Genomic DNA, 24,382 nt, shown 5'->3' on the forward strand with positions numbered 1-24,382 from the left:
GTCCGCGCGGCCCGCCTCCCGAACTCACATGTTCGGATAGACCGGGCCTTCACCGCCTTGGGGCGGCACCCAGTTGATGTTCTGGTTCGGGTCCTTGATGTCGCAGGTCTTGCAGTGCACGCAGTTCTGCGCGTTGATGACGAAGACTTGCTTGCCGTCCTTCTCCACCCATTCGTAGACCCCGGCCGGACAGTAGCGCGCCGACGGGCCGGCATAGATGTCATGCTCGGAGCGCTTCTGCAGATCCATGTCCTTCACCTGGAGATGGACCGGCTGGTCTTCCTCGTGGTTGGTGTTCGACAGGAACACCGACGACAGCCGGTCGAAAGTCAGAACCCCGTCCGGCTTCGGATAGTCAATCTTCTTGTGCTGCGCTGCGGGTTCGAGCGACTGCGCGTCGGTCTTTCCGTGCTTCAGCGTGCCGAAGAAGGAGAAGCCGAACAGCTGGTTGGTCCACATGTCGAGACCCCCGAGCCCAACGCCGATTGCCGTGCCGAACTTCGACCACAGCGGCTTGACGTTTCTCACCCGCTTCAGGTCCTGGCCGATGGCGCTGTCGCGCCAGCCGCGTTCGATCTCGATCGGCTCGTCATTGGCGCGGCCACTGGCAATCGCTGCCGCCAGCTTCTCGGCCGCGAGAATGCCTGACAGCACCGCATTGTGGCTGCCCTTGATGCGCGGCACGTTGACGAGACCGGCCGAACAGCCGATCAGCGCGCCACCGGGGAAGGACAGTTTCGGCACCGACTGGTAACCGCCCTCGGTGATGGCACGCGCGCCATAGGAAAGCCGCTTGCCGCCCTCGAAGGTGCCGCGGATCGCCGGATGCGTCTTGAAGCGCTGGAACTCCTCGAACGGGAAGAGATAGGGGTTCTTGTAATTGAGGTGCACGACGAAGCCGACGGCGACCATGTTGTCTTCGAGATGATAGAGGAAGGAGCCGCCACCAGTCTTCATGCCGAGCGGCCAGCCGAAGGAGTGCTGCACCAGGCCCGGACGATGGTTCTCGGGCTTGACCTGCCAGAGCTCTTTCAGGCCGATGCCGAACTTCTGGACGTCGCTGTCCCTGGAGAGATCGAACTTGGCGATCAGCTGCTTGGCGAGCGAACCGCGCACGCCCTCGCCGATCAGCGTGTATTTGCCGAGCAGAGCCATGCCGCGGGCAAAGTTCGGGCCCGGTTCGCCGTTCCTCTCGATGCCCATGTCGCCGGTGGCAACGCCGATGACGGCACCCTCGTCGTTGTAGAGCACTTCGGTGGCGGCAAAGCCCGGATAGATCTCGACGCCGAGTTCCTCCGCCTTTGTCGCCAGCCAGCGACAGACGAGCCCAAGCGATACGATGTAGTTGCCGTGATTGTTCATCAGCGGCGGCATCAGGAAGTTCGGCAGGCGGATCGAGCCGGCGGGTCCCAACAACAGGAAGTGATCGTCCGTCACCTCGGTCTTGAACGGATGGTCGGCGTCGTCGCGCCAGTCCGGCAGCAGCCGGTCGATGCCGATGGGATCGACGACGGCGCCCGACAGGATATGCGCACCGACTTCGGCGCCCTTTTCCAAGACGACGACCGAAAGCTCCGGATTGACCTGCTTCAGCCGGATCGCCGCGGCAAGACCCGCCGGCCCCGCACCCACGATCACAACGTCGAACTCCATGCTCTCGCGTTCAACCATCTGCATGCGCCTATCAATTGGCGGCCCTAATGAGGCGAGCCGCGCGGAACGCGACGGCCGCCCTCGCCGAGGACCGCTAGAAGTTCGCACGGCGACGAGCCGAAGACGGGGCGTCGTCACCGTGCTGGAGGTTCGGTTCAATAGATCTGGTTCAGGAAGAACTCAGTCCTTCGGTGGCCAGGTCGGGATGCTCCCCCGGCCCGACGGAAACCGGACGTTCTTTGAGCGCGTGAACTCGCGCAGCGTTTCCGCCGCATTTTCCCGACCGAAGCCGCTTCCCTTCTGGCCGCCGAAGGGTGAGCCGAGGAAGGCGCGGCGCATGTAGTTGTTGACGAAGATCATGCCCGCTTCGAGCTTGGCTGCGATCTTGCCGGCATGGGCCTCGTCGGTCGTGCAGATCGCCGCCGTCAGGCCGTATTCACTGTCATTGGCGATGCGGATCGCCTCTTCCTCGGTCGAAAACCGCATGATGCTGGCGATCGGACCGAACATCTCTTCGCGCGCCGGGGTCATGTCAGGCGTGACATCTGCAAGAACCGTCGGCGCGACCCAGTAGCCGTCCTTCAATCTCTCGTCGGTCGGCAACCTGCCCTGGGTGACGAGGCGGGCTCCCTCCTTCAGCGCGATATCGAGATAGGACAGAACCTTGTCGCGGTGCTTGGCATCGACCATGGCGCCGATGTCGGTCGCCGGATCAAGTCCGTCGCCGACGACCAGCTTCTCGGTCGCCCGCGCGAACCGCTCCAGGAACCGGTCATGGAGGCTATCGTGCACGAGGATGCGCGATGTCGATGTGCAGGCCTCTCCCTGATTGTAGAACATGCCTTCGAGCGCAACGTTGATCGCGACGTCGAGATCGGCATCGGGAAGCACGATCAGCGCGTTCTTTCCGCCAAGCTCCATCGTGGCGTAGGTGAGGTTCTGCGCGGCCGACTGCAGCACGCGCCGGCCCGTCATCGTCGATCCCGTGAAGGTGATGCGCTCGACCAGCGGATGGGCGGCAAGTGCCGGGCCGGAGACCATGCCGGCGACCGCGTTGAGAACGCCCGGCGGCAGGATCTCATTGGCGAGTTCGACGAGGCGCAACACCGTCAACGGCGCCTGCTCGCCGGGCTTGATGACGACGGTGTTGCCGGCGGCGAGCGCCGGCGCGCACTTCTTGGAAAAGTGGATCGGCGGCCAGTTGAAAGGCAGAATCGCGGCCACCACGCCATAGGGCTCGTAGTTGATGCGCGCCTCGATCGGTCCCTGATCGAGGATCTCGCCGTGGATCGTGTCGGCGAGACCGCCGAAGTAGTCGAAGCAGGCATGGCAGAACGATACGTCGAAGCGGAGCGCATCGCGACGTGGCTTGCCCACTTCGCGCGCCTCGATCTCGGCAAGTTCGTCCACATGCTTGCGAATATGGGCGGCGACTTCGCGCAGGATCTGGCCGCGCTCGCGCGGGGACCGGTCGCGCCAGGCCTGGAAGGCGCCGCGGGCGCTTCTGACTGCCTGGTCGACGTCGGCCTCCGATGCATTGGTCACATGCGCGATCGTCGCCCCGGTTGCCGGCTCCTCGACGCTGAACGTGGTGGCGCTGCCGTCGTCCAGAAATTCCCCACCCACGAACAGGCCGGACATCCGGAGCGGCGCCCGCGCCTGATCCTCGACATTCTTAAGCATTGCTACTCCTCCCATGTTGCAATCAACCGCACATGCCGGACCGCATCCCGGTCAGGCTTTTCTCTGTCCGTCGGACAATCCCGTTGTCCGGCTGGTTTCGTGTGATCCGCTAGCTCCTGCTCGTTGGCATCAGGCCCGGGCCTGCGCGCCGAGACCGCGCCGCGTCGTCGCGGGTACGGCCAGGTCGCTCAACCGTTTCACCCGATAGGCCGTCGGCGTCATTCCGACCGACTTTCGAAACGCTCGCAGGAAATACTTCTCGTCGTTGTAACCGACGGCATAGGCGATCTGGCCGATCGGCTCGTCGGTCAGCACCAGGCGTTCGCGCGCGTCATCGATGCGCATCTCGCGGATGAGCGCGTTGAAGCTGGTGCCCGTATGCTGCCGCAACAGCGCGCAGAGGCGGCTGCGGGAAAGCCTGGCGTAGGCGGCCGCCTGATCGAGGGTCGGCGAGCGCAGGTAATTCTCCGCGATGAAATCTGAGATCCGGCGCATATGTCCGCTGTCCCGGCCGATCGCCGGCAGAACCGGTGACAACTCGTCGAAACGATCCTCGTAGGCCCGGCAGATCCTGCCGAGCATCAGCGTCAGCTCGGCGCGAATGATCTCCCCCGTGCAGATCCGATCTTCGGCATGCTCAAGGATCATCACCCGGCAGGCCTCCTCGACGCGCGCCGCCTGGGCTTCGTCCAGGTTAAAGTCGATGTGCCCCTGCCAGGCAAAGGGCGTGAGTTCGGGGGCAATGCGCACCAGTTCCTGTATCGGATAAGAGCGCGTGATGCCCGGCCGCAGGAAATCGAGGTCGAAGTAGATCACGACGGACCGCGACGCGCTGCTGAAGCGCATCTGATGCGGGGTCATCGGCGCGATGAAATAAACCGAGCCCGGCTGCGGTTTGTAGGATCTGAGGCCGACGCGCGCCGTCGGCGCTTCGGTCATGAAATAGACGATCTGGAAGTAGTCGTGCTTGTGCGCCGGATAGAGCCTTTGTGTCTTTTCGACCAGACGAATGTGGAAGCGAGGCGCATCGGCCCGTTCGAGCGCGTAGGAACGAAAGGGCGCCGACAGGGTGTCGTCCACGTCCTGATCCGGATCGCCGCCCGGCTGCCCATCTGTCCTTGCCATCTCGTCCTCCCCGTTTGCCTCAGTGCCGATGCCACCTGCTCAAGTCGCGCTTGCGAGCGTCCCTTTCAACTCGGGAACCGCCTCGAAGAGATCGGCGACGAGACCATAATCGGCAACCTGGAAGATCGGTGCCTCCGCGTCTTTGTTGATCGCGACGATCACCTTCGAATCCTTCATGCCCGCCAGATGCTGAATCGCGCCGGAAATGCCGCAGGCGATGTAGAGGTCGGGAGCGACGATCTTGCCGGTCTGGCCGACCTGAAGGTCGTTCGAGACATAGCCGGCGTCAACGGCCGCGCGGCTCGCACCCAATGCCGCCCCCAGCGTGTCGGCGAGCGGCGCAAGCACCGTCTCGAAATTGTCTGCCGAGCCCATACCGCGCCCGCCGGACACGACGATGCGCGCCGAGGTCAGTTCGGGCCGCTCCGAAACCGCGAAAGCATTGGCGACGAATGTCGAACGGCAGGAGCCCGGCGCAACGTCGACTACCTCGATTGGCTTCGCCTTTCCCTGACCCACGGGTCGGAATGCCGACGCCCGGATCGTCAGAACGCGCTTCGGGTCTTTCGAGCGCACCGTCTGAACGATGTTGCCGGCGTAGATCGGACGGCGAAACAGGTCAGGACCATCGATCGCAATCGCGTCCGAGATCTGCATGACGTCGAGCAGTGCCGCGACGCGCGGCATCACGTTCTTGCCGGTCGAGGTGGATGCCGCTACGATGGCATCGTAGTTTCCCGACAAGGCGACGATCAAGTCGGCGAGCGGCTCGGCAAGTTGGTTGGCAAGGCTTTCCCCTTCCGCGACCAGGACCCTGTAGATGCCGTCGAGACGGGCGGCAGCCAGGGCTGCGTCGTGACACCCCTTGCCCGCGACGAGCACGTGGACGTCATTGCCGAGGCAAAGCGCGGCGCTGACCGCCCTTGCCGTTGCCTCGTCCAGTTGCGCATTGCCGTGTTCGGCCAAGACAAGCACGCTCATGCCAGCACTCCCGCTTCCGTTTTCAACCGTTCGACAAGCTCCGCCACCGATTTCACCTTGATGCCGGCGGCCCTTGTCGGCGGCTCTTCGAGGCGGACGACTTCCAGGCGCTCCTCGATGACCAGGCCGTAGTCCGAAGGTTGCCTTTCCTCCAGCGGCTTCTTCTTGGCCTTCATGATGTTCGGCAGCGACGCGTAGCGCGGCTCGTTCAGGCGCAGATCCGCCGTGACGATTGCCGGCAGGGCGAGCGCGATCGTCTGCGATCCGCCGTCGATCTCGCGAATGACGGTGGCGCGGTCGCGATCGACGGTGAGCTGCGAGGCAAAGGTCGCCTGCGGCCAACCGAGTTTTGCGGCCAGCATCTGTCCGGTCTGATTGCAATCATCGTCGACGGCCTGCTTCCCAAGAAGGATCAGGGCCGGCTGTTCTTCGCCGGCGACGGCGCTCAGCGCTTTGGCGACCGCCAGCGGTTCGGTCGTCGCCTCGGTCCGGACGAGGAGGCCGCGATCGGCCCCCATCGCCAGTGCGGTGCGTAATGTCTCCGTCGCCTTTTCAGGACCGACAGAAACGACGACCACCTCGGAGGCGATGCCCGCCTCCCTGAGACGGACCGCCTCTTCGACAGCGATCTCGTCGAACGGGTTCATCGTCATCTTGGCGGCGGCAAGGTCGAGACCGCTGCCATCCGCCCGTAGCCGCACCTTCACGTTCGGATCGACAACGCGCTTCACGGCGACCAATATCTTCATCCTTCGTCCTCCCTTGCCCGCCAACTCCTCCGACAGGCCCTAGTTTTCGGGGCCTGCGTATTTGCCGGCGGTTGCCGGGAACATGGTCTTGATGATCTTCATTCGGCTGACATCGACGGTCGCGTCCATGTGCAGGAAGATCGCGGCGTCGCGGAACAGCTTCTCGATGCCGAACTCCAGCATCGCGCCGTTGCCGCCATGCAGTTCCAGCGCGTGGGTCGCGACCTTCATGATCTCCTCCGAGGCGTAGACCTTGGCCATGTTGCAAAGAACATCCATGTCCGGATGCCCCTCGTCGACGGCCCTCGACGCCCGCTCGATCAGCGCGCGCACCGCCTCGATCCGGGTCGCCATGTCGGCGAGCCTGAGCGCCACCGCCTGGTGCTTGATGAGAATACGCCCGCCCTGCACATAGTTCTGGACATAGTCGGCCGTGCGCTCGAAGCAGGCGACGCCGACGCCGAGGTTCTTGGCCGCCTGGATGATCTTGCCGGCGCGGAAATACTGCCCGGCGCTGCCAAGGGCTGTGTTCTGGACGAGAAGGTGATCCGCCGGCACCCGGCAGTCTTCGAACACCAGCTCGCCGTTGTTCATGAAACGGCAGCCCATGGTCTCGTTGCATTTCGTCACCGTCAGGCCCGGCGTGTCGCGCGGCACGAGGAAACTCGAGGTTCCCTGCAGCATGCCGACGGAGGAGTCCGTATTGGCATAGACGACGTAGAGGCTCGCATCGAAGCCGTTCGAGATGAACTGTTTGCGGCCGTTGATCACCCAGTGCCCGTCCTTGAGCACGGCCTTCGTGTGCATCGCCGCCTCGGGCACATTGTAGGGTAGCCAGCGGTCCGAAGCGCCGCGCGGCTCGGTAAGGCAATGGGCCAGCAGGAACTGCGGGTCCGCCAGAAGGCGCGGAAACCACTTGTCCTGCAGGTGCCTTGGCGCGAATTCGCGCAGGAGGATCGAAACCTTCCAGTTCTGCACCAGCTTGTCGGCAAGGCCGGAGTCGCCACGAGCGATTTCTTCGGAGATCAGCGCGAAGGTTCTAACCTCCGTCTCGCGCTCCAGGTCGACGCCGCCATAGGCTTCCGGCACGCCGAGCGTGCGGACGCCGATCGTTTCGGCGCCCTCCAGGATCGAGCGCGGCAGCCGCTCACCCGGGCTCATGTCCCATTCGCGCTGCCAGTTCGATCGAATGAAAGGCGTCACCGCGTCGTCGACGAAGGCGCGGCAGCTGTCGCGCATCATTCGCTGTTCCTGGGACAGTGAGCCGTCATCGGCGTGGATCATTTCTCGCTCCCTTGGTTCTGATCTGGCGGGTTCCTCATCCTGCCGACAGATTGGTAGCTCGCCGTTCCGGTGGAGATGAGGTCCAACTGTGCTCTTTTGGTGGACTATCGTCCAATTCGGCGTGGACTTTCTGCGCGCCATCGGAAGCAAGTGATCGCCGGCCTTCGCCTCGCCGGCTCCACCTGCGATCGCAGTCTGGATCGGCAATCGCCGAAATCCTTGTCCTATTTTTAAGACGCTGTGGCTCGATTTCGGCGCCTACCGCCGGTTTGTAGCGTCCGTATCTTTTTTAGGCCCGCTATCTCAGGCGTGGCGAAGAGGCTCGGCCACCATCCGACGCCGCACCTGCCGGAGAAAGCAACGCGAACCACCCGCGCCCTCCGCCAGTTTGGTTTCACCGATCCTGTTGAGGAGAGTGCCTTGATCCGCCGGTTTTCGACCTTCTGCCTCGCCGCGGCACAGCTTGCCATTTTCACGCAATCGTCCTTGGCAAACGATAGTGCCGACCTCGTGCTCAGAAACGGGACGATCGTCACCATGGACGAGGCTCGACCGGCGGCGGAAGCGCTCGCCGTTTCCGATGGCCGCATCGTGGCGGTCGGCAGCAACGAGGACATCGAGAACCTGGTGCGACCTGATACCGAGGTCCTGGACCTTGGCGGCCGCACGGTCATTCCCGGCCTTGTCGATACGCATATCCACGCGATCCGCGGCGGCCAGACTTATCCGTTCGAGACCTACTGGCATGACGAAACGAGCCTTGCGAGCGCGCTTGAAGCCTTGAAGACTGCGGCGCGGGATCGTGCCAGGGACCAGTGGGTCGCGGTCGTCGGCTCCTGGCATCCGGACCAGTTCGCCGAGCGCCGAGCGCCTGACGTCGCCGACCTCGACAAGACCCTCCCGCAGACGCCGGCCTATGTGCAATATCTCTACGACTACGCGCTCGTGAACACCAAGGGGATCGAACTGCTTGCTCTCGACAGCGCTGCGCCGAAGCTGCCGCCCGGCATCACGATCGAGCGCAACGAAGAAAGCCGCGCAACGGGCAGGCTCTTCGGCAACATCGGCTCGTTCAACGTGCTCTTCGGACAACTCAGTGCGATTGGAATGAACGAGCGCAAGGCGAACCTGCAGGTCTTCTTCTCGCATCTCAACGCGGTCGGCGTCACCGGCTTCATCGACCCTTCCGCTGGGCCGGCCACCGGCTACGAACCGTTCTTCGCCCTCCGGGACGAAGGCGGCCTGACACTGAGGGCCGGCTACCGCATTCCGGCGGCCCATCCCGGCAAAGAAGCCGAATGGTTCCGCGAAATCATGTCGTTCCGTCCCGCCGTCCACGACGACGGCACGCTGAGCTTCCTGGGTCTTGGCGAATCCCTGGTCTTTGCGATGAACGACGGCGTGCAGATGGGGCCGGGTTTCGCTCCGCCAAAGGAAGCGCGCGACGAACTCTTGAAAGTCGCGCAGTTCGCTGCGGAACGGCGTATCCCCATCGAGATCCACGCCTATACCGATGACGCCGCGAGCGCCATCCTCGACGTCTTCGAAGAGGTGCACAAGACGCACCCGCTCAACGACCTCCGGTGGTCGATCGCCCACCTCAACACCGGATCGGAACCCACCCTCGACCGGATGCAGAAGATGGGTCTCGCCTACACCGTCCAGATGGGTCCCTATTTCGAGGGGGCGGCCATCGCAGACGCCAATGGCACGGCTGTCGCAGCCGTTTCGCCACCGACGCGCCTTGCCATCGACAAGGGGTTGCTTGTCGCCGGCGGCACCGACTCCACACGCATCGGCGTCGCCGGCGTCTGGCAGGCGATAGAGTACCACCTGACGGGCCGTTCGCTTGGAGGCACGGTGCAGAAGGCGAGCGACCAGTTGCTCACGCGCGAAGAAGCGCTGCGGCTTTACACGCGAAACGCAGCATGGATCGCCTTTGCCGAGGAGGATCGCGGCACGCTTTCCGCAGGCAAGCTCGCCGATCTCGCAGTGCTCGACAAGCCCTACATGACGATGCCGGTCGACGAGATCGATACCATCCGATCGGTATTGACCCTGCTTGGCGGCAAGGTTGTGTACGATGCCGGCGCGCTCCGGTCTGCCGAGCAATAGCCGGGGTCAGAAGCGCACCCCAACCGTCACGGCGTGGCGAGATCGTGCCTCCGCATCCATCTTGTTCCGGCCGACACAGCCCGGCCGCAATACACCGATCATCGCCGGGACCAACCCGTCCCGACGAAAGACGTTGCGACCACTCTGGTCGACGCGAGATTTGGCTTAGAGAGACGCAGCCAAGCTCGGCAGGGCCGGGTAAGCGCCAAAGGCTACGCGATCACCAATCCCGCCGGCCCGGCCACAGTTTCCCCGATCACCGCCGCGCCGAAACCGTGCTTGTCGAACAGGTCGAGCACCGCCTGCGCGGACGACCGGTCACAGGCGACGAGCAAGCCGCCGCTCGTTTGTGGATCGCAAAGCAGCGCCTTGTCGATCGCGCCCATCTCGCGGGCAAAGGCCACGTCCTGCCCATAGCTTGCCCAGTTCCGCCCGGAGGCGCCGGTGACAAAACCGGCGGCAGCCAGATCGAAAGCACCTTCCAGAACGGGAACGGCGGACCAGTCGACCCGGACCTGGCAGTTCGACCCGCGCGCCATTTCGAGCGCGTGGCCGGCAAGGCCAAAACCCGTCACGTCCGTCATGGCATGCACGCCGGAAAGCCGCGCGAGATCGGGTCCGGCCGTGTTGAGGCGCGTGGTGCTTTCGATCATCCTGATATAGCCGGCTTCATCGAGCGCGCCCTTTTTCAACGCCGCGGAAAAGATGCCGACGCCGAGCGGCTTGCCGAGGATCAGCACGTCACCCGGCTCGGCTCCGCTGTTGCGCTTGAGATGGGCCGGATCGACGAGCCCGATCGCGACGAGACCGTAGATCGGCTCGACGGAATCGATCGTGTGGCCGCCGGCGATCGGAATGCCGGCCGCCCGACAGGCCGCCGCCCCGCCGTCGAGGATGGCGCCAATGGTTTCCGTCGAGAGCACGTTGACCGGCATGCCGACCAGCGCCAGTGCGAAGATCGGCGTTCCGCCCATGGCGTAGATGTCGCTGATGGCATTCGTCGCGGCGATCCGGCCGAAATCGTGGGGGTCGTCGACAACAGGCATGAAGAAGTCCGTGGTGGCGACCACCGCCTGGTGATCGTTTAGGCGATAGACCGCTGCATCGTCCGAGGTCTCAATGCCGACCAGAAGTTCCGGCGGGACCGGCAGTTGTACCCGTCCGCGCAAAATGTCCTGAAGCACGCCCGGGGCGATCTTGCAGCCGCAGCCGCCGCCATGGGCAAGCGAGGTCAGGCGCGGTTCGGCAGAAGCGGAAATACTGCTCACGGTTGGAACTCCCTTCATACGGTTGCGTCAAAGGCGGCCCTGTCGCAGCTCGCGATCATGACCGATGATCCCGGGCAAGACCATGACTTTTCGGGGCAAATGCCATTCAATTCCTTCTTGACACCAGGGCCTTGAGGTTCGACCATCCCGGTAAGACCGATACGCATGGAAGAGGATGACCTCCAATGAACATCGATCTTTCCCGCCGCAGTTTCCTGAAGCTCGCTGGCGCAGGAGCCGCGGCCACCACGATCGGCGCCATGGGCTTCGGAGCGGCCGAGGCCGCAACAGCCGCCCATGTGCGTGCCTTCAAACTCGCAAGCACCACCGAGACCCGCAACGTCTGCACCTACTGTTCGGTCGCCTGCGGCATCCTGATGTATTCGAAGGGCGATCTTTCCGCCGGCGAGAAGGCGGAGCTCATCCATATCGAGGGCGATGCCGATCATCCGACCAACCGCGGGACGCTCTGTCCCAAGGGCGCGGCGCTCAAGGACTTCGTGAAGTCCGAGACCCGCGCCACGAAGCCGCGTCACCGCGCTCCGGGCGCCGACACCTGGCAGGACATCTCCTGGGAAGAGGCCTTCGACAAGATCGCCCGAGCGATCAAGGACGACCGCGACAAGAACTTCATCGAGAAGAACGCGGCCGGCGTGACCGTCAACCGCTGGACGACGATGGGCTTCCTTGCGGCGTCGGGCGGCACCAACGAGACGGGATGGCTGACCTACAAGACCGTGCGGTCTATGGGAGTCGTCGGCTTCGACAACCAGGCACGCGTCTGACACGGCCCCACGGTAGCCAGTTTGGCTCCAACATTTGGCCGCGGCGCAATGACGAACGCCTGGACCGACATCAAGAACACCGACCTCGTCATCGTCATGGGTGGCAACGCGGCCGAAGCTCATCCCTGCGGCTTCAAATGGGTGACGGAAGCCAAGCATCATCGCGGCGCCCGGCTGATCGTGGTCGATCCGCGCTTCAACCGCACGGCCTCGGTCGCCGACGTCTATGCGCCGATCCGCCCCGGCTCCGACATCGCCTTCCTGATGGGCGCGATCCGCTACTGCATCGAGAACGACAAGGTGCAGTGGGACTACGTCAAGAACTATACCAACGCCACCTACCTGGTGAACCCGGAGTTCGGCTGGGCCGATGGTCTCTTCACCGGCTATGACGAGGAGAAGCGCGACTACGATCGTACCGCCTGGGACTACCAGCTCAACGAGGACGGAACGGTCAAAACCGATCCGACTCTCACCGACCCGCGCTGTGTCTGGAACCTCCTGAAAGAGCATGTCGCGGTCTACACACCGGAATTCGTGGAAAATATCTGCGGCACGCCCAAGGATCGCTATCTGAAGATCTGCGAGATGATCGGCGCGACGTCGGCGCGCGACAAGGTGATGACCTCGCTCTACGCGCTCGGCTGGACGCAGCATTCGAAAGGCGCCCAGAACATCCGCGGCATGGCGATGCTGCAGCTCATCCTCGGCAATGTCGGCCTGCCGGGCGGTGGCGTCAACGCGCTGCGCGGTCACTCCAACATCCAGGGATTGACCGACATCGGCCTGCTTTCCAACTCCCTGCCGGGTTACATGAACCTCGCGACGGAAAAGGAGACGGACTACACCACCTACATGTCGACGCGCGGCAACAAGCCGCTCGTTCCCGGCCAGACAAGCTATTGGCAGAACACCCCCAAATTCATGGTCAGTTTCCTGAAGGCCATGTGGGGCAGCGCTGCCACGAAGGAAAACGACTGGGGCTTCGACTGGTTGCCGAAGCTCGATGTCCCCTACTACGACATCCTCAGGATGTTCGACATGATGAGCCGCGGCGAAGTGAACCTCTACTTCTGCCAGGGCTTCAACCCGCTTCTGTCCTTCCCCAATCGGGCGAAGCTGACCGAGGGTCTGTCGAAGCTGAAACTGCTCGTGACAATCGACCCGCTGCAGACCGAGACGGCGCATTTCTGGGAAAACCACGGTATCTACAACCAGGTGGACTCCGCCAAGATCATGACGGAGGTCTTGCAACTCCCGGCGACCTGCTTTGCCGAGGACGAGGGCGCCACTGTCAATTCGGGCCGCTGGCTGCAATGGCACTGGCCGGGGGCGACACCGCCTGGTGACGCCAAGCACGACACCTGGATCATGGCCAACATCTTCCTGCGGGTGCGTGAACTCTACCGCAAGGAAGGCGGGGTCTGTCCCGAGCCGATCCTGAACCTTGCCTGGGATTACAAGGACCCTTACGAGCCGGAACCGGCTGAGCTTGCCCAGGAGATGAACGGACGGGCGCTGCAGACGCTCTATGACCCGACCGATCCGACGAAGGTGCTGGTCGAGGCGGGCAAGCTCCTGCCGAACTTCGGCGTGATGCGTGACGACGGTTCCACCATGTCGGGCTGCTGGATCTATGCCGGCTCCTGGACGGAAGAAGGCAACATGATGGCCCGGCGCGACAACAGCGATCCGGGCGATGTCGGCACCTTCCTCAAATGGACCTTCGCCTGGCCGGCCAATCGCCGCATCCTCTACAATCGCGCGTCCTGCGATCTCCAGGGCAAACCCTGGGATCCGGCGCGTAAACTGATCGAATGGAACGGCGAGCGTTGGGCCGGCTTCGACGTTCCCGACATAGCGGTGACGGCAAAGCCCGAGGCGGTGATGCCGTTCATCATGACGCCGGAGGGCACCGCCCGCCTCTTTGCCCGCAAGCTGATGCGGGACGGGCCGTTCCCAACACATATGGAGCCGTTCGAAAGCCCGGTCGAAAATCCGTTCAACGCCAAACTTCGCGGCAATCCCGTAGCGCGCATCTTCCCCGGCGACCTGCAGCAGCTGGGCACGAGCACCGACTTCCCCTTCGTTGCCACATCCTACCGCCTCACCGAGCATTTCCACTTCTGGACCAAGCACAGCCGGGTCAACGCCGTGCTGCAGCCGGAATTCTTCGTGGAGATCAGCGAGGAGCTGGCGGCTGAACGCGGCATCACCAAGGGCGGGCGGGTGCGCGTGTGGAGCGCACGTGGCGAGGTCTGGGCGAAGGCAGTGGTGACGAAGCGAATTCGTCCGCTGATCTGCAACGGCAAGCCTGTCCATGTGGTCGGCATTCCCTTGCACTGGGGCTTCATGGGTGCGGCCCGCAAGGGCTTCGGCCCGAACAGCCTCACCCCCTTCGTCGGCGACGCCAATATCGACACGCCGGAGTTCAAGGCCTTCCTGGTCAACATCGAACCGGCGGCGGAAGAAGGAGCTTCGGCATGAGCGAACGCGCACCGGAACCGGTAACGGCCGCCGCCAACCCGCCGCTGCAACCGCTGGCGTCGAACCTGTTGCCGAGCGACGTCGTCAAGGCTTCGGCAACAAGCAACGTGCGGACACCCGAACGACAGCTGACCCCGGTCGCCAAGCTGATCGACGTGTCGAAATGCATCGGCTGCAAGGCCTGCCAGTCCGCCTGCATCGAATGGAACGACACCCATCCGGACCTGGAGGAAAATGTCGGCGTCTACGAGAACCCGCATGACCTGACGGCTGATATGTTCACGCTGATGCGGTTCACTGAATACGAGAACCCGGTTACCAACGAGTTCGAGTGGTTGATCCGCAAGGACGGCTGCATGCACTGCGCCGATCCCGGCTGTCTCAAGGCCTGCCCGGCACCGGGCGCCATCGTGCAATATTCCAACGGCATCGTCGATTTCATCTCCGACAACTGCATCGGCTGCGGCTATTGCATCGCCGGCTGTCCCTTCAACATTCCGCGTATCTCGAAGACCGCGCATGTGTCGAAGAAATGCACGCTTTGCTCGGACCGCGTGGCGGTTGGACAAGGACCGGCCTGCGCCAAGGCCTGCCCGACCAAGGCGATCACCTTCGGCACGAAGGAAGACATGGTCACGCTTGCCAACGAGCGTGTCGAGGACCTGAAGTCGCGCGGCTACGATCATGCCGGCCTCTACGACCCGCAAGGCGTCGGCGGAACGCATGTGATGTATGTGCTGCACCATGCCGACCAGCCGTCGCTTTATTCCGGGCTGCCGGAGGATCCGCAGATTTCGCCGGTGGTGCGCGGCTGGAAGGGTCCGGCTAAGACCGTCGGCCTCGCCGTTGCCGGACTTGCCGCCGCCGGCGCCGTGCTGCACGGCATCTTCGCCCGGCCGAACGAGGTGACCGCCCATGAGGAAGGCGAGGCGGAGGAACTCGTCGAGGATCGCAACCGCCCGCAGGGCGGCAGGGAGGCGTGATGGCTGACAAACGTATCTATTCGGCCCCCGGCGACAGGATCGAGACGAAGCATCCGGTCACCGTCAATCGTTATCGTGGTTATACCCGTCTCAACCATTGGGTCACCGCCGCCTGCATGATCGTGCTTCTGATCTCCGGACTTTCCTTCTTCCACCCGTCGCTGTTTTTCCTGACCGGCCTCTTCGGCGGCGGCCAGACCACGCGATGGCTGCATCCGATCGTCGGACTTATCCTCGTCGCAAGCTTTCTCCTCCTGTTTGCGCAGATGTGGAAGCTCAATCTGCCGCGGCACGAGGATGTGGAATGGAGCCGCAAGTTCGGCGATCTACTCCAGGGCAACGAAGAGAGCCTGCCCGAACTCGGAAAATACAATGCCGGCCAGAAGATGGTCTTCTGGGGCATGTCCGGTCTGATCGTCGTGCTCGTGACGACCGGCATCATGATCTGGGAGCAGTACTTCCCGGACCTCGTTTCCATCCCCGTTCGCCGCATCGCGGTCGCGGTGCATGCGCTGGCGGCGCTTTTCACGATCCTGATCTTCATCGTCCATGTCTATGCGGCAATCTGGACGCGCGGCACGATAAGGGCCATGACCCGCGGCACCGTCACCGGCGGCTGGGCCTTTCGGCATCATCGCAAATGGCTGCGCGAACTGGCTGGACGCCAGGGCTCCGACCCGTCAAAATGAAGGTCTCCTACAGCGCCGCGCGTCCTGTCAGGCGCGCAAAGGTCGCTGTAGCACCGTGAATGCTGCTTGATCCGGCGTCTCTGTCGGATCGCCGGAGATGCGATGGCAGAAGACATACAACCCGATCCCTCCCTCATCGGCGGCGTGCCGACACCGCCGCTGGCTTTCCTGCCCGAGCCGGTCAAACTGTTCCAGACACGCGCGCGCCGCTTCGCGTTTCTCGCCGAAAGCAACGCGCTTGCGCCGTATCTCGCCTTCCTCGCGGCGCTCTCCAAACTTCAGGCTCGCTTGGTCGTGACCCTTCCGCCCGTCGCGGCGCCCACATCGGCGCGCCTCGCCGAGGCCGCACGCGCCGCCATGCCGCCGTTCGACCGAATGGCGCTTGTCGATGACCCCGGCCTTTCCGCAACCCTCGACGCGCTTCTCGAAGGCGCTGCCGATCTCGCCATGCCCGACCCGGCCCGCCTGGCGCTCGATGCGGTACGCGCAGCAGAGGACGGCGACCGGCACTGGTTGCTCGCCAACATCCTATCGGATCGGGTTCCGGAAGACAGCGCCGCTCCCCATCTCTTCGTCGCGGCCGCGGTGCAGGTGCACATGGCGCGGCTCGCCGCGACGCTCGATGCGGAAGCGCTCGTCCCTGTCAGCCTCGGCGTCTGTCCCGCCTGCGGCGGCCGGCCGGCGACGTCGTCGGTCGTGGGCACGCAGGGCGTCGAGAACGTCCGCTATGCCGCCTGCGCCTGCTGCGGCACGCAATGGAACGAGGTGCGGGTGAAGTGCCTCTGTTGCGGTTCGACCAAGGGCATCAGCTATCGTTCGGTCGAGACCTCGGAGGCGACGGTAAAGGCTGAGACCTGTCGGGAATGCCATGCCTGGGTCAAGATCTTCTACCAGGTGAAAAATCCGAGCCTGGAGCCGATCGCCGACGACGTCGGCAGCCTTGGCCTCGATATCCTGATGAAGGAGACCGAGTTTCGCCGCGGTGGCTTCAACCCCTATCTCGCGGGGTATTGATGCAGGATTTTCGCGTGCTTCCCTCGGTCGACCAGATGCTGACCTCGCCAGAGGGACTGGCGCTGACGGAAGAACATGGCCGTCTCGCCGTCGTCACCGCCGTCCGCGCCGGGCTTGAGATCGCGCGGGAAAAAATCCGTGCGGGCGACGATGGGGCAACGCTTGCGGCCGACCTACCGCGCCGCGTCGCCGAGGAGCTGGCGGCCGCCGCCCGCTCCGCCCTTCGCCCGCTCATCAACCTCACGGGCACCGTGCTGCACACCAATCTCGGCCGCGCCATCCTGGCCGAAGAAGCCGTCAGCGCCGCAACCGCCGCGATGGCCAACCCGCTGGCGCTGGAGTTCGACCTTGACGGCGGCGGGCGTGGTCAGCGCGACGATCATCTGCGTGGCCTGCTCTGCGAACTGACCGGCGCCGAGGACGCCACAATCGTCAACAACAATGCCGCCGCCGTGCTGATTGCGCTCAATACCCTGGCCGACGGACGCGAGGCGATCGTCTCGCGCGGCGAACTGATCGAAATCGGCGGCGCCTTCCGCATGCCCGACATCATGGCCCGCGCCGGCGCCAGGCTGGTGGAGGTCGGCACCACCAACCGCACCCATCCGCGTGACTATGAGGGCGCGATCGGGCCTGAGACCGGCGTCATCCTCAAGGTCCATACCTCCAACTACCGGATCGAAGGGTTTACCGCCGAGGTGCCGGCGCCAAGACTGGCCGAGATTGCCCGCAAGGCCGGTGTGCCGCTCTTGAACGACCTCGGCTCGGGCTCACTCATCGATCTCTCCATCTTCGGATTGCGACGCGAGCCCACGGTGGCGGAAGCCGTCGCCGAAGGCGCGGATCTCGTCACGTTTTCGGGCGACAAGCTGCTCGGCGGGCCCCAGGCGGGCTTCGTGGTCGGTCGGCGCGATCTCATCGCCGCCATCAACCGCAATCCGCTCAAACGCGCCGTTCGTCTCGACAAGATCCGCATTGCCGCGCTCGAAGCGACACTGAAGCTCTATCGCGATCCCGATCGGCTTAAGGAGCGGCTGCCGACGCTGCGCTTTCTTTCCCGACCGGAGGCCGACATCGGCGCACAGGCGGCCCGTCTCGCTCCGGCAATCGATGCGCTGCTCAAGCCGCACGGCTATTCGGCAGCAGCTTGCACGTGCCAGAGCCAGGTCGGCTCCGGCGCCTTGCCGGTCGATACGATCCCGAGCGCCGGCCTGCGGCTGATAGGCAGCGGCGGCGACGCGCCGGAACGGCTTTCCGCACGGCTTCGCGCCCTGCCGATCCCGGTCGTCGGCCATATCCGTGATGGCGCGCTGGTCCTCGATCTGCGTTGCCTGGAAAGCGACGAGATGCTCATCGCGGCCCTGGCAGCACTATGATCGTCGGGACGGCAGGGCATATCGACCACGGCAAGACGGCGTTGGTGAAGGCCCTGACCGGCACGGACGCCGACCGCCTTGCCGAGGAAAAAGCCCGCGGCATCACCATCGACCTCGGTTTTGCCTATGCCGACCTCGGCGGCGGGACGGTCACCGGCTTCGTTGACGTGCCGGGTCATGAGCGGCTGATCCATACGATGCTTGCCGGCGCTGGCGGTATCGATTTCGCGCTGCTGGTGGTCGCAGCCGACGACGGCGTCATGCCGCAGACGCGCGAGCATCTCGCGATCCTCGACCTGCTCGGCATCACCAGAGGTTTCGTTGCGCTCACCAAGGCCGATCTGGCCGGGCCTGAGCGGCGCGCGGAGGTAACCGCGGAGATCCAGACCGCCCTCGCCGGCACCGGTCTGGAAAAGGCGCCCATCCTTGCCGTCTCCGCCCTTACCGGCGAAGGCATCGAGGTCCTGCGCGCGGGGCTCGCCGCCGCCGAAGCGGAAACCGCCGCACGCAACGATGCCGGCCTGCTGCGCTTTGCCGTCGATCGCAGTTTCACGCTTGCGGGCGCCGGCACGGTCGTGACCGGCATGGTGCTCGGCGGCCGTGCGAAGCTCGACGATAGCGTCACGGTCAGTCCGTCCGGCCTGACCGCCCGTATACGCGGGATCCATGCGCAGAACCGGAAAGCAGCGGAGGGGCTTGCCGGCCAACGCTGCGCGCTGAATATCGCCGGCGAACGGGTGACGAAGGACGCGATCCGGCGCGGCGACGTGGTCCTCGCCCCGGCACTGCATGCACCGACGGACCGGATCGACGCGGAGGTCCGCGTGCTTGCCTCGGAGGCCAAGCCGATCGGCATCTGGTTTCCCGCACGCTTGTACACCCATGCGACAGAGGTCGGTGCGCGGATCGTGCCTCTTGCCGGCCCGCTCGATCCCGGGACACAAGGCCTCGTGCAACTGGTCCTCGACCGCCCCATCGCCGCGACCATCGGCGACCGCTTCATCCTGCGCGACACCTCGGCCATCCGGACCATCGGCGGTGGCCGTTTTCTCGATCTGCGCCCGCCGGCGCGAAAGCGTGGCACGCCGGAGCGCCTGGCCTTCCTTACCGCTTCCCGCCACGAGGACCCGGCGGCGGCCCTTTCCGACCTGTCCGACCTGGCACCGATCGAGCTTGCGGCCTTCCTGCGCGACCGTGGCCTGGGCGAGGACACGCTTTCCCGGCTGCTGATTGCCGCCGGGGCGAGGGCCATCGGCGACCACGCGCTCTCGTCCGCAGCAGCGGACGGATTGCGGGCGAACCTGACTGACACACTCACAGCCTTCCACGCAGAAAACCCGGAGCTTGCCGGCATCGGTCGCGAACGGTTGCGGCTCCTGCTCAAACCGCGCCTGCCGACGACAAGCTTCCTCGCGTTCCTCCGAGACGAAGCCGCGGCAGGTCGAATCGTGCTTGACGGCGCCTTCCTGCGCCTGCCGGGCCACGAGCTTCGGCTGTCGCCGGCGGACGAGGACCTGTGGCAGCGGATCCATCCGCACCTCGTCGACGATAGCCGCTTCCGGCCACCGCGCGTGCGCGATTTCGCGGCCCTTCTCAATGCCGACGAGCGCGACATACGGCGCGTGCTGAAGCTCGCCCAGAGGCTCGGGCAGACCCACGAGATCGCGCACGACCATTTCTTCGCCCGCGCGGTCGTTGAGGAGATGGCGGCCATCGTGCTCGATGTGGCGGCACAGGCGGAAGACGGCTGGTTCACCGCGCCCACCTTTCGCGATCGGGTCCACAACGGCCGCAAGGTCGCCATCGAGGTCCTCGATTTCTACGACCGGCTCGGCCTGACCTTGCGCAGGGGAGATCTGCGTCGCATAAATCCCCATCGCAGCGACCTGTTTGCGCGCTGAGGAAGGGAATCGTCTCCGGTGGGACGGCCGGACTTCAAATCCGGTTGGGGCAGCGAGCCTGTCCCGGGTGGGTTCGACCCCCACTCCCCTCCGCCAGCGCTCACGCATTGGAGCTCAGGCTGCGGGATGCGCGGACGTTCAGGGATCGCTTCGCCTTCAATGCGCGATTGCACGCCCCGTCCCCGCCGTACAGCGACTGTCCCCCGATGTGAGAAGCGCAAGCGCGGCTGGGCTAGTTGCCCAGCCCCTGGATGGCAAGATCGACCTGCTCAGCTGTTGGAAGAGCCACGTCGACGACGACGCCATCCTCGTCCGGACCGAGCGGCTCGAGGGTCGCAAGCTGAGTGTCGAGCAGGGAAGCAGGGAAGAAGTGTCCCGCCCGATGCGAGAGCCGGTCGGCCAGCACGGTGCGGTCGCCGTGCACATGCACGAAGCAGACGCGCGGCGCGCCCGTGCGCAGGATGTCGCGATAGGACCGTTTCAGGGCCGAGCACCCGACCACCGAAGGGCTGCCAGCCGCCTCGTCCTTGGCAATTTCTGCGGCCAGCGCCCGCAGCCAGGGTTCACGGTCATTGTCGTCGAGCGGAATGCCCGCGGACATCTTGGCGACGTTCTCCGGCGGGTGAAAGCTGTCGCCCTCGACAAAACGCCAGCCGAGCCTTGCGGCCAGCGCCTCGCCGACAGTGGTCTTCCCGCTGCCGGATACGCCCATCACCACGATATGCTGAAGGTCCTCACTCATAGCAGCCACCATCCCACAAGCGCGAAGGCGAAACCAATCACCCCGAGCAGGGTTTCCATCACCGTCCAGGTCTTGAGCGTCGTCCGCTCATCCATCTGAAGGAAGCGGCCGACGAGCCAGAAGCCGGAATCGTTCACATGGCTCAGCACCGTCGCGCCGCAAGCGATGGCGATCACGAGGAAGCACAGGTCGAAGGGGCTAAGCCCCGTCGTTGCCGCGACCGTTGGAGCGAGAAGGCCCGCCGTCGTCGTCAGTGCCACGGTCGCCGACCCCTGCGCCACACGCAGGGCCGTGGAGATGAGGAAGGCGGCGACGATCAGCGGCATGCCGATCGCCTCGAGGCTGCCGGCGAGCGCCTGGCCGATGCCGCTTGCTCGCAGCACGCCGCCGAACATGCCGCCGGCTCCGGTAACGAGAATGATGCCGCAGATCGGGCCTAGCGCCCCGTCCATCAGCTTTTCCATGTCCTTGAGCGTACGCTCGCCGCTGAGGACCCACATGCCGACGAGCACAGTGATCAGCAGGGCGACGGGCGTCTGCCCGGCCATGCGCAGGATGCTGACCCACAATGCGCCGCCGTCGATCATCTTGGCGGCGGCCAGCGTCGATAGGCCGGTATTGAGGAAGATCAGCACGAGCGGCAGCAGCAGCACCAGCATCACCGTGCCGAAAGACGGGGGCACTTCGTCGTGCGCCGCCTCGTTCGGCGACCCGAGAAGGGTTGGCACCGGCAGTTCGAAGCGTTTGCCTGCCCATAGGCCGAAGAGATAGCCGCCGAGATACCATGTGGGCAGCGCCACGACGAGGCCGACGAGCACGAGCAGGCCGATATCCGCCCCCAGCAATTCGCTGGCGGCCACCGGGCCTGGATGGGGCGGGAGGAATGCGTGCATGACCGCAAAGGCGCCTGCCGAAGGCAGCGCATAAAGCAGAACCGAGCCGCCGAAGCGGCTTGCGACGCTGAAAATGATCGGCAGCATGACCACGAGGCCGGCGTCGAAGAAGATCGGAAAGCCGAACAGCAGCGAGGCGACGCCGAGCGCGAGAGGCGCGCGCTCAGGTCCGAACTGGCCGATCAGCCGATCCGCGAGCACCTGCGCGCCACCGGAGACCTCCAGCATCCGCCCGATCATCGCGCCAAAACCGACGAGCAGCGCCACCGAGGCAAGCGTCGAGCCAAAGCCCTGCAGGAGGGTCGGGACCACGTCCGCGAAGGAGATGCCGGTCACCAGCGCCGTCAAGAGGCTGACCAAAACCAGAGCGACGAAGGCATGCAGGCGCAACCGGAGGATAAGAAAAAGAAGCAGGCCAACGGCTGCCGCCGCGATCAGCAGGAGCGTCGCGGTTCCGTAGGCGGGTTCGATCGAAGTCATGTGTCCTCCTTGTTCCGGAAGTGAGGTCAAGGGCCATATAGTCTATGGCCCTTCACAGCAACCTACCTGAAAGAGGTGGGCACAGGAGATACGGCCGTATGAAGAAGGGCTTGTGGCCTGGCGCTAACGATCGCCTTCGACAGGCGATCGCGCGCTTGAGGCGCGGCGCATTGCCATAGGCACACATCGCCACACGCGCTCGATCATACTCCACCGGGCGTGTTAGGTATGGCAGCAACTCGGCAGCCTCTGTCGTGATCATTCAACTGAAAGGTAGAATAAATGCGCGCTACAATCCTGTTGGCAATGGTTCTCGCCCTCGCCGGATGCTCCCAGACCGGCGGCGGCGGCGGTGGCGGTGGCGGCTACGCCGCCGATTATGAAGCTGGTGACGGCGACTATTATCACGGGATCGTAGCGCCGAGATAAGGCCCGACCTTCTGCACGAAGGACCACCTTTCGTGTTCCAGCGGGATGGACGCTCGTTCAAGTCCATCCCGGCAATACCCCCTAGGCACACCCGCAGCCGCCTCGGCTATGATCAATCGAGGGACTGCCGACTCATCCACCCGAAATCGCGAGTGCTTCGACGAGGCGTCCGGACCCGTTTCATCGCCGCGGAGCATGCCGATTTGTGCAATCAGAGCCAGCGCCTGACGCGCGCCTTGTAGGCCCGATAGACGTCGCCGAACTTGCGCTCGAGATAGGCCTCCTCGCGTGCCACGACGCCATAGCGGATGATAAGGTAGAAAGGCACCAGCAAGATCAGCAGCCACAGGCTGTCGAAGACGATGGAAAAGCCGATCAGGCCGAGAAACATGCCAGTATAGATCGGGTTGCGGGTGAAGCGGTAGGGACCGGCTTCGACAATCGCCGATGTCGGGCGATGGATCTGGATTTCGGTTCCCGCACGCCTGAAGCTCACCGCCGCCCAGATCAAAAGCGCGAGACCGGCGAGAAAAATGATGCCGCCGACGAGGACGTCCGGCACGGTCGCGGGCACGAACGGCAACGGGTAGAGCCGGTCGAGCACGAGGCCACCGCCCACCGACATCACCCAGGCGATCGGCGGATGGATCACGGCGCCGGAACGGTCAGGCGCATTTCCCGTCGTGTCGTTCATCAAAACACCTTTGGCCTGGTTTCCGCGCCGTCCGTTCCCGCACCGATGGCGCTGGCTGCCATTTTAGAGGATGCGGGCCATTTGCGAAAACCCTCCAAGACGCTATGTGAACGGAGGATCATCGGCTCTGTCTGGGTCCGTGATCATGCCATGGCTACAACAGGACGAGACACATGAAAGCACGCGTCAAATGGGTGGAAGACCGGACCTTCGTCGGAGAGTCTGGTAGCGGCCACAAAGTCGTATTGGGAACCGCCTTCGGCGAAGAGGGGCGCACCCCGGGACCGAGCCCGATGGAACTGGTGCTGATCGGCACCGGTGGCTGCTCGGCCTATGACGTCGTGCACATTCTGGAGAAGGGCCGCGAGCCGGTGGAAGACTGCGTCGTCGAACTCGACGCCGACCGCGCCGAGACGGAACCGCGCGTCTTTACCCGCATCCACATGCACTTCATCGTCAAGGGACGCGGACTTGCGGTCAACAAGGTCGAGCGCGCCGTTTCGCTCTCGATCGAGAAATACTGCTCGGCCTCGGCCATGCTCGCCAAGACCGCGACGATCACCCACGATTTCGAAGTGGTCGACACCAGCGCCGGCTGAGAGCCGACCTGGCGCTCGCATCCCCAGCGGTGCGAGCGCATCGACGACCCGCGGGCGCGCGGGTCGCTATCGTCGCGCGGGCTGAAACAGTTCGACAACATTTCGGGAGGGATCGATCAAAAGGATCTGCGCCCCTCCGGGACCGGTGACGATGTCATTGCGGAACATGACGCCGGCACGGCGCAGCCGCTCCACTTCGGCGTTGAGGTCATCGACGAGGAGATGGATGCGGTTCCAGCCGCCCGGCCCCGGCTTCTCGCCGTCCGGCATCGGCCGGCCGGCCGAACTCGTCGGTCCGCTCAGCAGCAGCCGCAGCGCACCGCGCTGCACATCCGCGAAAGCCGGTGCATAGCTCGACAGAAGCGAAAAGCCGAGGTGGGTCGTGTACCAGGCGATCGCCGCCTCGACGTCGTCGACCATGTAGCGGACATTGACTGTTTCCGACATTGCTT

Annotated in this window: 20 protein-coding genes and 1 tRNA gene; 10 read left to right on the forward strand and 11 right to left on the reverse strand. The window is 64.5% G+C overall.

The window, feature by feature from the left end; all coding sequences use genetic code 11:
- Positions 1-24 precede the first annotated feature (24 nt).
- The 6 genes from IB263_RS13520 to IB263_RS13545 all read right to left on the reverse strand — a co-directional run bounded on the left by IB263_RS13520 (position 25) and on the right by IB263_RS13545 (position 7,475).
- Positions 25-1,677 carry an electron transfer flavoprotein-ubiquinone oxidoreductase gene (locus IB263_RS13520; protein WP_192438599.1) on the reverse strand — a complete coding sequence of 551 codons (1,653 nt, stop codon included), beginning with the start codon at positions 1,675-1,677 and terminating at the stop codon, positions 25-27.
- Between the two features lie 156 nt (positions 1,678-1,833).
- Entirely contained in the window at positions 1,834-3,336 is a 1,503-nt protein-coding gene (locus IB263_RS13525; RefSeq protein ID WP_082572813.1) for an aldehyde dehydrogenase, read from the reverse strand.
- Positions 3,337-3,465: 129 nt separating this feature from the next.
- On the reverse strand, positions 3,466-4,461 hold the full coding sequence (locus IB263_RS13530) for a helix-turn-helix domain-containing protein (protein ID WP_060604535.1): 996 nt from the start codon (positions 4,459-4,461) through the stop codon (positions 3,466-3,468).
- Positions 4,462-4,500: 39 nt separating this feature from the next.
- A complete protein-coding gene (locus tag IB263_RS13535; RefSeq protein ID WP_192438600.1) occupies positions 4,501-5,442 on the reverse strand; it encodes an electron transfer flavoprotein subunit alpha/FixB family protein in 942 nt (313 codons plus the stop codon).
- Positions 5,439-6,191: an electron transfer flavoprotein subunit beta/FixA family protein gene (locus tag IB263_RS13540; RefSeq protein ID WP_060604530.1), complete on the reverse strand. Its 753-nt coding sequence runs from the start codon at positions 6,189-6,191 to the stop codon at positions 5,439-5,441. Before IB263_RS13540 ends, IB263_RS13535 begins: the two co-directional genes overlap by 4 nt.
- Before the next feature lie 39 nt (positions 6,192-6,230).
- Positions 6,231-7,475, reverse strand: a complete 1,245-nt coding sequence (locus tag IB263_RS13545; RefSeq protein ID WP_060604527.1) for an acyl-CoA dehydrogenase family protein — start codon at positions 7,473-7,475, stop codon at positions 6,231-6,233.
- 420 nt (positions 7,476-7,895) lie between these two features.
- Here IB263_RS13545 and IB263_RS13550 point away from each other — a divergent pair, with 420 nt between their 5' ends.
- Positions 7,896-9,590, forward strand: a complete 1,695-nt coding sequence (locus IB263_RS13550; RefSeq protein WP_210338260.1) for an amidohydrolase — start codon at positions 7,896-7,898, stop codon at positions 9,588-9,590.
- Between the two features lie 212 nt (positions 9,591-9,802).
- Here the strand turns inward: IB263_RS13550 and selD are convergent, their stop codons facing one another.
- Positions 9,803-10,849 (reverse strand): selenide, water dikinase SelD, encoded by a 1,047-nt coding sequence (gene selD, locus IB263_RS13555; RefSeq protein WP_244496840.1) that lies wholly within the window; start codon positions 10,847-10,849, stop codon positions 9,803-9,805.
- A gap of 194 nt (positions 10,850-11,043) precedes the next feature.
- Between selD and fdnG the strand changes: the two genes are divergently transcribed.
- The 7 genes from fdnG (at position 11,044) to IB263_RS13590 (ending at position 20,189) form a co-directional block, all read left to right on the forward strand.
- Positions 11,044-14,130, forward strand: coding sequence for a formate dehydrogenase-N subunit alpha (gene fdnG, locus IB263_RS13560; RefSeq protein WP_083523635.1), 3,087 nt, complete (start codon positions 11,044-11,046; stop codon positions 14,128-14,130).
- Positions 14,127-15,113, forward strand: coding sequence for a formate dehydrogenase subunit beta (fdxH, locus tag IB263_RS13565; RefSeq protein ID WP_134886683.1), 987 nt, complete (start codon positions 14,127-14,129; stop codon positions 15,111-15,113). Before fdnG ends, fdxH begins: the two co-directional genes overlap by 4 nt.
- Positions 15,113-15,802, forward strand: coding sequence for a formate dehydrogenase subunit gamma (locus IB263_RS13570; protein ID WP_134886684.1), 690 nt, complete (start codon positions 15,113-15,115; stop codon positions 15,800-15,802). Before fdxH ends, IB263_RS13570 begins: the two co-directional genes overlap by 1 nt.
- 102 nt (positions 15,803-15,904) lie before the next feature.
- Positions 15,905-16,816 (forward strand): formate dehydrogenase accessory protein FdhE, encoded by a 912-nt coding sequence (gene fdhE / locus IB263_RS13575; protein WP_192438601.1) that lies wholly within the window; start codon positions 15,905-15,907, stop codon positions 16,814-16,816.
- Positions 16,816-18,192: an L-seryl-tRNA(Sec) selenium transferase gene (selA, locus tag IB263_RS13580; protein WP_089042971.1), complete on the forward strand. Its 1,377-nt coding sequence runs from the start codon at positions 16,816-16,818 to the stop codon at positions 18,190-18,192. Before fdhE ends, selA begins: the two co-directional genes overlap by 1 nt.
- Positions 18,189-20,093 (forward strand): selenocysteine-specific translation elongation factor, encoded by a 1,905-nt coding sequence (gene selB, locus IB263_RS13585; protein WP_192438602.1) that lies wholly within the window; start codon positions 18,189-18,191, stop codon positions 20,091-20,093. Before selA ends, selB begins: the two co-directional genes overlap by 4 nt.
- A tRNA-Sec gene (locus tag IB263_RS13590) sits at positions 20,094-20,189 on the forward strand.
- Positions 20,190-20,325: 136 nt separating this feature from the next.
- Here IB263_RS13590 and IB263_RS13595 read toward each other — a convergent pair.
- Both IB263_RS13595 and IB263_RS13600 read right to left on the reverse strand, forming a co-directional pair.
- Entirely contained in the window at positions 20,326-20,835 is a 510-nt protein-coding gene (locus IB263_RS13595; RefSeq protein WP_034787499.1) for a gluconokinase, read from the reverse strand.
- Complete coding sequence (locus IB263_RS13600) at positions 20,832-22,208, reverse strand: GntP family permease (RefSeq protein ID WP_034787501.1); 1,377 nt, start codon at positions 22,206-22,208, stop codon at positions 20,832-20,834. Before IB263_RS13600 ends, IB263_RS13595 begins: the two co-directional genes overlap by 4 nt.
- Positions 22,209-22,490: 282 nt before the next feature.
- Here IB263_RS13600 and IB263_RS13605 point away from each other — a divergent pair, with 282 nt between their 5' ends.
- Positions 22,491-22,637, forward strand: a complete 147-nt coding sequence (locus tag IB263_RS13605; RefSeq protein ID WP_156400696.1) for a hypothetical protein — start codon at positions 22,491-22,493, stop codon at positions 22,635-22,637.
- Positions 22,638-22,848: 211 nt separating this feature from the next.
- Here IB263_RS13605 and IB263_RS13610 read toward each other — a convergent pair whose 3' ends face one another.
- Complete coding sequence (locus IB263_RS13610) at positions 22,849-23,331, reverse strand: isoprenylcysteine carboxylmethyltransferase family protein (RefSeq protein WP_089042969.1); 483 nt, start codon at positions 23,329-23,331, stop codon at positions 22,849-22,851.
- 173 nt (positions 23,332-23,504) lie between these two features.
- Between IB263_RS13610 and IB263_RS13615 the strand changes: the two genes are divergently transcribed.
- On the forward strand, positions 23,505-23,930 hold the full coding sequence (locus tag IB263_RS13615; protein WP_060604512.1) for an OsmC family protein: 426 nt from the start codon (positions 23,505-23,507) through the stop codon (positions 23,928-23,930).
- 66 nt (positions 23,931-23,996) lie between these two features.
- On the opposite strand, the gene IB263_RS13620 is transcribed toward IB263_RS13615, so the two are convergent.
- Positions 23,997-24,377 (reverse strand): VOC family protein, encoded by a 381-nt coding sequence (locus tag IB263_RS13620; protein ID WP_089042968.1) that lies wholly within the window; start codon positions 24,375-24,377, stop codon positions 23,997-23,999.
- Positions 24,378-24,382: the final 5 nt, after the last annotated feature.

It is taken from the genome of Ensifer sp. ENS03, assembly GCF_014852035.1.
Lineage (GTDB): Bacteria > Pseudomonadota > Alphaproteobacteria > Rhizobiales > Rhizobiaceae > Ensifer > Ensifer adhaerens.